This is a genomic window from Intestinimonas sp. RTP31139st1_F5_RTP31139_211217 (assembly GCF_040226735.1).
Lineage (GTDB): Bacteria > Bacillota > Clostridia > Oscillospirales > Oscillospiraceae > Intestinimonas > Intestinimonas butyriciproducens.
Map to the genome: position 1 here is coordinate 1 of NZ_JBCOAQ010000058.1, position 10,066 is coordinate 10,066.

The window sequence follows — 10,066 nt, forward strand, 5'->3', positions numbered from 1 at the left end:
GGCCTGCAAGCTGGGCGAGCTGGCCGGCCGCACCATCGCCACCGCCGCCGACGCACGGGAGATCCTCCGGCTCACCAAGCACGTTTAAAGACTCCAACCTCCCTGAGCGCGGACACAAGCCGTGTTTTTTTCCATCCTTCTGCTTTATTTCCCTCCCAACAAGGAGAGCGGGACAGCCTTAAGGCTGTCCCGCTCTCCTTGTTTTTTGTCCGTCAGTCCAGCATCTCATAGATCCCGGCTGCTCCCATACCGCCGCCCACACACATGGTCACGAGGCCGTAGCGCCCGCGGCGCCGGGTGAGTTCATTGAGCAGCTTGCAGGTGAGAATCCCCCCCGTGGCGCCCAGCGGATGTCCCAGCGCCATAGCTCCGCCGTTGGGGTTGAGCTGACGCTGGGTATCGATCCCCAACTCCCGGATACAGGGGATGGCCTGGGCCGCGAATGCCTCATTGAGCTCGATCACATCCATATCCGCCACCGTGAGTCCGGTACGGGCCATGATCTTGGGTACGGCGTAGATGGGGCCGATCCCCATATAGGAGGGGTCCACCCCCGCCACCGCGAAGCCCAGGAACCGGGCGATGGGGCGCACGCCGAGCTGCTCCGCCTTCTCCCGGCTCATCAGGACCACGGCGGCCGCGCCGTCGCTGACCTGGGAGGACGTGGCCGCCGTCACCAGCCCGTCCTCCAGGAAGCACGGCTTGAGCTCAGCCAGCTTTTCCGCCGTGGTGCCGGGCCGTATTCCCTCGTCCCGCCGGAAAAGCGCAGTGCTTCCGTCCTCCTGGACCGCGTTTACCGGCACGATCTCGGCGTCGAACACGCCGGCCTCCTGCGCCGCATGGGCCCGCCGGTGGCTCTCTACCGCCAGGGCCTCCATCTCGGCCCGGCTCACTCCGTAGCGCCGCGCCACATTTTCCGCTGTTATGCCCATGGAGAGATAGGGCCCATCGTCAATCTCCTTGAGCTCTTTACACTGGTACTGTTCCGGTGTCCCCATTCCGATAGAGGTGAGGAACTCCACGCCGCCGGCCACGATCACATCGGCCTCCCCCACCGCGATGGAATTGGCCGCGCTCCCGATGGCCTGCAGGCCCGAGGAACACAGCCGGGACACTGTCTGCCCCGGTACGCTGGCCGGGAAGCCCGCCCGCAGCGCCGACAGGCGGCCGATGTTGGAGCACTGGATCTCCTGGGGCCGGGCGCAGCCCAGCACCACGTCGTCGATTTCACTTACAGCCAACTGGGGTACCTTGCGGACCACGCCCGCCAGCAGCTGCCCGGTAAAATCCACCGGATGGGTGAGGTGCAGCCCCCCCTTTCGCGCCTTGGCGATCCCCGTGCGCCCGTAGGCCGCCACAACAACTTCCCGCACTGTTTGACTCATGATTTTTCCTCCTTCAATTTCTGTCAATCGAGAACCCCGCAAGGGGGGACTCACTCTTCCGCATGCAGGGCGTCCAAATACCGCTGCCCGGATGCGGACAGCCGGGTCCCCTGCCGGGTCTTGCCCGCCAGGACCATGCCCTGCCCTTCCAGTTCGGAGAGGATGGCGCGCAGCATGGTGGTGGAGCAGCGCAGCTTCCGCGCCTGCAGGTACTGGAGAATATCCGAGCGGCTGTAGCGGATCTCTCCATCTTTGTTCTGGGCGAGCAGCTCCAGGAGCGTCTGCACCAGCGGGCGGCCGAAGCGGCTGATCACCTGCTCCATAGAGGGACAATAGGGCTGGTAGCCCTGGCTGGCCGCCGCCGTGATGTCGATGGGGAGCTGATCCTCATCGATCTTTTTCTTCCGGCTGCGCATGATGGAGATGTAATCCACCATGTTCCGCAGTTCCCGGAGATTGCCCGGCCAGTCGTAGGTCTCTATGATATGTATCGCGTTTTCTGTAAAGCTCTCCCGCGCGATCTTCCCCCTGGAAAAGCTGCCGATCAGCGGGAAGATGCTCTCTGTCCGCTCCCGCAGGGGCGGCAGCATGAGCTGGAACACATTGATGCGGAAGTAGAGGTCGGACCGGAACTGTCCCTGCCGGATGAGTTCCCGGAGGTCCTTGTTGGTGGCGGCGATGACCCGGACGTCGATGGGGGTGACCTTCGTGTCCCCCACCCGCATGACCTCCTTTTCCTCCAGCACCCGGAGGAGCCGGGCCTGAACGGAGAGGGAGGCGTCGCCGATCTCATCCAGGAAAATGGTCCCTGTGTGGGCCAGCTCGAAGAGCCCGGCCTTTCCGTGCTTCTTCGCACCGGTGAAGGCCCCTTCCTCATAGCCGAATAGTTCGCTCTCGATGAGATTTTCCGGAATGGCCGCAAAGTTGGCGGCCACGAAGGGGCAGTTTGCCCGTGCGGACGCATTGTGGATGGAGGAGGCCAGCAGCTCCTTTCCGGTGCCGCTCTCGCCGGTGATGAGGATGGTGTAATTCGTGGCGGCCAGGCTCCTGGCCGTGCCCACCACCTTCTGCATGGCGCTGTCCGCCATACAGAGGTTTTCAAAATGGTACTTCGCCACATGTCCCTTATGCTTTTGGTAGAGGAGCCGGCGCATGTTGGAATCGTTGGCTTGGGCACGGTTTACATCCCGGAAGCGTACGATCCGGGTGGTGATACCGGAGAGCTCCACGGACGCAAAGGTCATATAGCACTGGCGCTCTCCGATGTTCACAACAGTCTTCCAATCCTCCGGCGTGTCCAGGATGTCCTGCTCCAAATAGCTGTGCTTGACAAGCCACTCGAAGGGATTCCCGGGCGCCGTCTCCCCGTCGAGCTGAAAGAGCTCCACGGCCAGAGCGTTGAGCGCCACGATCCGGTTTTCCTGGTCCACCGCCACGATGGCCTCATCCAGATTGTCGATCATGGACTGCAGCGTGTTTTTCAGGTGCTGGGCCTGCAGGTATTCTTCGCTGAGATGCTTGAAGGTTTGCGTCAGTACGTTCCTCTGGATATTGATATAGTTGTTCAAATAATCCTTGGGCATGTCCAGCGCCTCAGCGATGGCCGCGCATGTCTCGATGGTGATGCCCCGGAATCCGATGTCGATCCGGTTGGTGATGTGCTGGGGTCCATAGTTGAACACACTGGGAGAAATGGCGGTGTCCAGCCCGGAAACATCCTCGGCGCAGCCCTCGTAATAGGGGACATACCGGATGTGGCGGATGCCCATATCCTCCAGCGCCCGGATCGTCTCCTCCGTGTGGAGCTTGGTCTTGTTGATGACCAGGACCTCCTTGCCCGGCGGTAGGAGAAAGAGCTTATCGATGTTTCGGGGCTCGTGGAGGCAAAATCGGGCGTTGATGATGGGGATTCCCTCTGAACGGGCCCGCGCATATTCCACCGACTCCTCTGACAGCCCGATGATGATCCCGGGCTTTCGCGCACAGTACTCCTTGAAAAGAGAGGGCTCGTCCACATTTCGGGTAAAACAGGCTACCCCGAGCCTGTCCCCGAAAACAGATCTGGTGTGGGACAGCAAATGCCGGGACATTTGTTCTGTCCCCGTCACACATAGAAGCCGCTTGGAATTTTCTTGGTATCCTCTTTCCATCCTGCTTTCCTTTCTGTCAAAAGGCGTGATTAATCCGCATTAATTGATATTAAATCATTTCTTCCCAGCCGGCATCCAGCCATATAATCCGCTTTAATTTGTTTTAATCCCGGTTATTTTTGTTCCTCCTGTCAAATTTTCAACCTTTTGCCCTGCCGAAATTCCGTCCTTCCAAGGCTTTTCTCTTTTTTATTTATGCAATCCATGTGCCAATTCTCCATTTTGGCATGCCATTTGCTTAATTTATCTTTGTCAATCCATTTTTCCGGAACAGGAAGCGTGTATAAGGGAGGTGTCAGAATACCCGGTCCGCCGGGCCAGCAGGGTTCCCGGCGCCAACGCGATACGATTCAATCACAGAGAGGACGTGAGGAAAAGAATGGTTCTGAACGAAAGCAAGGCAGAAAAAATCCTGGGTGTGGTATTTACCGTCCTGGGCGTTCTCCTTCTGGCCGTCATCATCCCGACACAGATCGCCTACGTCAAAAATGCCTACCCCCAGCCCCGGTTCTTCCCCAATATCATCGCGGGATTGATGACCGTGCTGGGCATCGTGCTGTTTGCCAGCGGCTGGCGCAAGGGGAAAGCCCCAAAGCAGGAGGATGAGGAGACCTATTCCCTCGGCAAGAAGGAGACCCGCCTGGTCCTTTTGACCCTGGGGATCGTGATTCTTTATGTCATTATCCTTCACTTCATCCCCTATATTCCCGCCACGATGGTTTTCCTGGCCGTGCTCATCACTCTTTATGGGCAGCGCAACAAGCTGAAGATCATTCTGCCGTCGGTGCTCCTGCCTATCATCATCTACGTCGGCTTCACCTACGGGCTTCAGCTGCACATGCCTTAAAGGAGGAGAATGTATGGACGCATTAAGTATGCTCTTTGACGGATTCGTAGCCGTATTACAGCCGGAAAACCTGCTCTACCTGGTGGGCGGCGTCCTCGTCGGTGTGATTCTGGGCGCCATTCCCGGTCTCTCCGCCACCATGGCGATCGCCCTGGTCATTCCGCTCACCTATTATCTCACCCCCACCCAATCCCTCATCATGCTGCTGGCCGCCTATAACGCCGGCACCTTCGGCGGCTCTATGTCGGCCATCCTCATCGGCACCCCCGGCACGGTTTCCGCCGCGGCCACCGTGACCGACGGATACGCCCTGGCAAAACAGGGCAAGGCGCGCAAGGCCATTAAGGGAGCCCTGTTCAGCTCCTGCTTTGGCTGCCTCTTCTCCAGCATCATCCTGGTCATCATCGCCCAGCCCATTGCCAAGGTCGCCCTGAAGTTCGGCCCCGCTGAGTACGCGGTGCTGATGCTCTTCTCCCTGACCATCATTGCCTCGGCGGCGGGCAAGTCCCTGACCAAGGGGCTCCTGGGCGGCTGCATCGGCCTTTTCTTCGGCTGTGTGGGCATGGACGCCTCCTATACCATCCCACGGCTCACCTTCGGCAGCCTGAAGCTCTCCAGCGGCATCGACCTGGTGGTCATGCTCATCGGTGCGCTGGCGCTCAGCGAGGTGCTCAAGCAGGTGGAGACCGTGGCCCTCGGTCAGACCAGCGCCCAGCTCCCTGAGCCATCCTGCAAAGATGACACCCGGTTCCTGAAAAGCGATTTCAAGCTCTGCCTGCCACACTGGCTGCGGTCCTCTGCGCTGGGCTGCGCCATCGGCGCCCTGCCGGGCCTGGGGCCCTCCCTGGCCTGCTACATCGGCTATGATGTGGGTCATAAGACGGCCAAGCACCCCGAGCAGTTCGGAAAGGGCGCCCTCGAGGGCGTGGCGGCGGCAGAGGCGGCCAACAACGCCGTCTGCGGCGCCAACATGATCCCCCTGCTCTCCCTGGGCGTCCCCGGCGACACCGGCGCCGCCCTGCTCATCAGCGCCTTCCTGGTCCAGGGCCTCACCCCCGGTCCCCTGATCTTCACCGAGTCCCCCGAGACCGTGTACAACGTCTATGCCGGCCTCATCCTCTGCAACATAGTCCTCTTGGGGATCACGCTGCTCATCTATCGGGCCTTTACCAAAATCTGCAGCATGGAGACCACCATCATCTTCCCCTGTGTGCTGGCGTTCTGCGTCATCGGTGTGTATGCCCTCAACTCCAACCTGGACGACGTGTGGATCATGCTCTTCTTCGGCGTCATCGGCTACATCCTCTCCAAGTTCAAGTTCCCCATGGCCACCCTGCTCATCGGATTCATTCTCTCGCCCCTCTTTGAGAAGAATTTCCGCCGGGCCCTCATCCTCAACAGCGGCGACTGGAGCATTTTCTTCAGCTCCCCCCTGTGCTGGCTCTTTTGGGCGGCCACCATCCTCTCCGTGTTCTTCATCGTCCGCGGCAAGCGGAAGGACAAGAACTTGCAGGATGGTCTGTAAGCAACGCGCACAATCCCTTTCTATATTTTTATTAGGAGGCAACATGTTATGAAGACTCGTACGAAACTGCTCTCGCTGCTCCTCTGCGCCGCCATGCTCCTCCCCCTGTTTGCCTGCTCCGGCAGCCAGTCCGCCGGCACGCCCGCCCCCAAGGATACCGCCGCCCCCGCTGCGTCCTCTGCGCCCGCCGCTTCCGGCGCCGCTGAGGGCTATCCCAATCGCGTCATCACCATGATCGTCAACTACTCCGCCGGCGGCGGCACCGACCTGAGCGCCCGCGCCTTTGGCGACGCCATCTCCAAGGCCCTGGGCGGCAACATCACCGTCACCAACCTGCCCGGCGGCATCGGCAGCCTGGGTGTCACTGAGCTGGCCAACAGCAAGGCCGACGGCTACACCATCGGCGTGGCCACCCTGGCTCCGCTGGCCCTGGTCCCCTATCAGTTGGACGTGACCTATACCCCCGACAGCTTCAAGTATCTCTGCGCCTTCGGCCAGTACGGCTACGGCATCGTAGTGGCCAAGGACTCCCCCTATCAGACCCTGGATGACCTGATCGAGGCCGCCAAAGAGTCCCCCATCAGCTTCGGCGCCACCGGCTATCCCCAGCCCCTGACCATGAAGGATCTGGGTGAGGAAACCGGCGCCCAGTTCAGCTTTGTCCAGTATCCCTCCACCACTGACTGCGTGGCCGACGTGCTGGGCGGTTTCGTCCCCTGTGCGCTGGGCGACATGGCCTCCTTCGCCGCCTATGTGAAGAGCGGTGACATGCGCCTGCTGGCCTCCGCCCACAGCCAGCGCTGGGACGTGGCTCCCGAGGTGGAGACCCTTCAGGAGATGGGCTATAACGCCGTGTGTGACTCCTACATGGGCCTGTGCGTCCCCGCCGACACCCCAGACGAGATCGTGGAGGTCCTGCGTGACGCCTGCGCCACGGCCTTTGAGGACGCCGCCTTCCAGGAGATCATGACCAATACCAACCAAGCCCCCGCCTATATGACCGGCGACGAGTATGAGGCCCTGGTCCGGGAGTACTACGAGCTCTACAGCACCGTGGACTTCGAGTCCGCCGGCTGATCCCCCCCGTTCCTCTATAAAAATGAGGCGGCGCGCAAATTGGTTTTTGCGCCGCCGCCTCATTTCTACCCTTTTCGTCAGAGATAAAATTCCATTTCATCTTTTATATTCCATTTTAGCAAAGGAGTGACCGCAATGCACGGTTCCAAAGCGGCCAGCGTGGAAGAGGCCCTTACCCACATCAGAAACGGGCAGACCATCATGCTCTCCGGCTTTACCAATGTGGGTTCTCCCAACAAGTTTATTGTCAAAATGGCGGAAGCCGGGATCACGGACATCGACCTCATCTCCAATGACGCCGGCAACGACCATACCGACGGCATCGGGACCCTGATTTGCCAGCATCGGGTGCGCCGTCTCACCGCCTCCCACGTGGGCCTGAACCCCAAGGTGGCGGAGCAGATGAACGACGGTACGCTGGAGGTGGTGCTGGTCCCACAGGGAACACTGGCTGAACGGATCCGCTGCGGCGGCACCGGGCTGGGCGGCGTGCTCACCCCCACGGGGATCGGCACGGTGGTGGCCGAGGGCAAGCAGGTCATCCAGGTGGACGGACGCGACTACCTGCTGGAAAAGCCCCTTCACGCCGAGGTGGCCGTGGTAAAGGCCTGGAAGGCCGACACCTCCGGCAATCTGGTCTATCGCCGGGCAGGCCGGAACTTCAATCCCCTGATGGCGATGGCCGCGGATTTTGTGATCGCCGAGGTCGAGGAGCTGGTGGAGGTTGGACAGCTTGACCCGGACGAGGTCATGACGCCCGGCGTCTGTGTGGACCTCGTCGTCAAGCTGTGAAAGGAGGGCAATTGCATGGATGCTAGAACATTGATCGTCACCCGGGCCGCCCGCTTCTTTCATGACGGCGACCTGGTGAACCTGGGGATCGGGATGCCCACGCTGGTGGCCAACCATCTGCCGGAGGGCGTCAACATCACGCTCCAGTCGGAAAACGGCTTCATTGGGCTGGGTCCCACGCCCGAGGAAGGGCACGTGGACAAGGACATGGTAAACGCCGGAGGACAGCCGGTGACCATCCTGCCCGGGGGCGTCTGTTTCGACAGCGCCACTTCCTTCGGCCTGATCCGTGGGGGCCACGTGGACGCCACGGTGCTTGGGGCCCTGGAGGTGGACCAGGAGGGCAACCTGGCCAACTGGATGATCCCCGGAAAAAAGGTGCCCGGTATGGGCGGAGCCATGGATCTGGTAGCCGGGGCCAATTTGGTCATCATCACCATGGAGCATTGCAACAAGAGCGGCGCGCCCAAGATCCTGAAAAAATGCACGCTGCCTCTCACTGCGGCCCATGAGGTGGACTACATCGTCACCGAACTGTGTGTGCTCCACCGCACGGAAGACGGCCTGGTCCTGGAGGAGCTGGCCCCCGGCGTCACTGTGGAAGAGGTCCTGGCAAAGACGGATGCCGAACTCATCGTTCCCACCCAGATCGGGAGCATGGTCTGACATGACGCTCACCATTTGGCACGTCATCGGCATCCTGGCCACGCTGGCCGTGATCGTGGGCGTCAGTATCTACTCGGGAAGGAGCGTAAAGAGCGCCGCGGATTTTGACCGCGGCGGGAGCTCCGGCCCCTGGCTGGTGGCGGGCGCCATCATGGGCGCCCTGGTCAGCGGGCAGGCCACCGTTGGCACGGCCCAGCTCGCCTACAGTTACGGTCTCGCTGCCTGGTGGTTCACACTGGGCGCCGGGATCGGCTGCCTGCTTCTGGCGGTGGGCTACGTCGTGCCGCTGCGGCACAGCGGCTCCACCACCCTGCTGGGCATCGTCTCCCAGCGCTATGGGAAGGCCGCCGGCTACTGGGGCTCCGTCCTCTGCTCCCTGGGCATCTTCATCAGCGTCATCGCCCAGGTCATCTCCGCCACCGCCCTTTTGACCACCATCTTCCCCATGGGCATGGGGGCTGCGGCCCTGGTGAGCGTGGCCATCATGACGCTCTATGTCGTCTTCGGCGGCGTGACCGGCGCGGGCATGGGCGGCGTGGTCAAGCTCTTCCTGCTCTATCTGGCCTGTATCGTGGGCAGCCTCACCGTTTGGTCGCTGAGCGGGGGCGTCACCCCCCTTCTGGGGCGGGTCTCCGACCTGTGCCAGGCGCCCGGCATGGACGCGGTCCTCGGGCTGTCCGGTGGGGCGGACGCCTTCCATACCCGCTTTCTCAGTCTGGTGGCCCGGGGTCCCCTCAAGGACGTGGGATCCGGCATCTCTCTCCTGCTGGGCGTGCTCTCTACCCAGACCTACGCCCAGGCCATCTGGTCCGCCAGGAGCGACTCCGCCGCCCGGAAGGGGGCCCTTCTCTCCGCGCTGCTCATCCCGCCCATCGGTATCGCCTGCATCCTCATCGGGCTCTATATGCGGGCGCACTACATCACCACGGCGGAGGTACAGGCCCTGGCCGCCCTCGGGCAGGCCGTCCCCCCGGGGCTTACGGAGATGGCCTCCACCTCTCAGGCTTTCCCCATGTTTGTGGTAAATCATCTGCCCTCCTTGGTGGGCGGTGTGGTGCTGGGCACCCTCTTCATCACCATCGTGGGCGGCGGTTCCGGTCTCTCCATGGGCGTGGCTTCGATCCTGGTCAACGACATCTTCAGGCGCCTCTCCCGCCGGCTGGACGACCCCAAGACGGGTCTGGTGGTCACCCGCATCACCATTATCGTGGTCCTGCTCTGCGCAGCGCTCATTGCCGTATCGGTCCCCGGCCCTGTGATCAACGACTTTGGCTTCCTCTCCATGGGGCTGCGGGGCGCGGTGGTATTTGTCCCCATGACCTTCGCCCTCTTCTGCAAGGCGCCGATTTCTGAAAAGTGGGTGCTCTGTTCCGTCATCGGCGGCCCGCTGGCCGTCCTGCTGGGCAGTCTGCTGTCCCTGCCCTTCGACTCCCTCTTCCTCGGCATGGCGGTCAGTCTGCTCTGCTGTGCCGCCGGCGCCCATTTCGGCAAGACAGCGTAAATCGACTTTCCTATATTTATTCGACATATGATTCAGGAGGAATTACTATGGGCAAAAAACTCATCATCACCGCGGCACTCTGCGGGGCGGGCACCATGAAATCCCAGACGCCCTATGTGCCCG

8 protein-coding genes are annotated in these 10,066 nt (G+C 61.6%); 6 read left to right on the forward strand and 2 right to left on the reverse strand.

Annotation, left to right across the window (positions count from 1 at the left end):
• Nucleotides 1-212: 212 nt before the first annotated feature.
• Together ABUA09_RS17205 and ABUA09_RS17210 are read right to left on the reverse strand one after the other, a co-directional pair.
• A complete protein-coding gene (locus tag ABUA09_RS17205; RefSeq protein WP_033117577.1) occupies nt 213-1,385 on the reverse strand; it encodes a thiolase family protein in 1,173 nt (390 codons plus the stop codon).
• A gap of 50 nt (nt 1,386-1,435) precedes the next feature.
• Complete coding sequence (locus ABUA09_RS17210; RefSeq protein ID WP_349949564.1) at nt 1,436-3,475, reverse strand: sigma-54 interaction domain-containing protein; 2,040 nt, start codon at nt 3,473-3,475, stop codon at nt 1,436-1,438.
• A gap of 439 nt (nt 3,476-3,914) precedes the next feature.
• Between ABUA09_RS17210 and ABUA09_RS17215 the strand changes: the two genes are divergently transcribed.
• The 6 genes from ABUA09_RS17215 to ABUA09_RS17240 all read left to right on the forward strand — a co-directional run bounded on the left by ABUA09_RS17215 (nt 3,915) and on the right by ABUA09_RS17240 (nt 9,943).
• Nucleotides 3,915-4,382, forward strand: coding sequence for a tripartite tricarboxylate transporter TctB family protein (locus ABUA09_RS17215; RefSeq protein WP_058118463.1), 468 nt, complete (start codon nt 3,915-3,917; stop codon nt 4,380-4,382).
• A 13-nt stretch (nt 4,383-4,395) separates the two neighbouring features.
• A complete protein-coding gene (locus ABUA09_RS17220) occupies nt 4,396-5,907 on the forward strand; it encodes a tripartite tricarboxylate transporter permease (RefSeq protein WP_116722635.1) in 1,512 nt (503 codons plus the stop codon).
• A 48-nt stretch (nt 5,908-5,955) separates the two neighbouring features.
• Complete coding sequence (locus ABUA09_RS17225; protein WP_349949565.1) at nt 5,956-6,984, forward strand: tripartite tricarboxylate transporter substrate binding protein; 1,029 nt, start codon at nt 5,956-5,958, stop codon at nt 6,982-6,984.
• Nucleotides 6,985-7,119: 135 nt separating this feature from the next.
• Entirely contained in the window at nt 7,120-7,776 is a 657-nt protein-coding gene (locus ABUA09_RS17230; protein WP_279204357.1) for a CoA transferase subunit A, read from the forward strand.
• A 15-nt stretch (nt 7,777-7,791) separates the two neighbouring features.
• On the forward strand, nt 7,792-8,442 hold the full coding sequence (locus tag ABUA09_RS17235) for a 3-oxoacid CoA-transferase subunit B (protein WP_195615513.1): 651 nt from the start codon (nt 7,792-7,794) through the stop codon (nt 8,440-8,442).
• Between the two features lies 1 nt (nt 8,443).
• Nucleotides 8,444-9,943, forward strand: coding sequence for a sodium:solute symporter family protein (locus ABUA09_RS17240; RefSeq protein WP_279204355.1), 1,500 nt, complete (start codon nt 8,444-8,446; stop codon nt 9,941-9,943).
• The last annotated feature ends 123 nt before the right edge of the window (nt 9,944-10,066 follow it).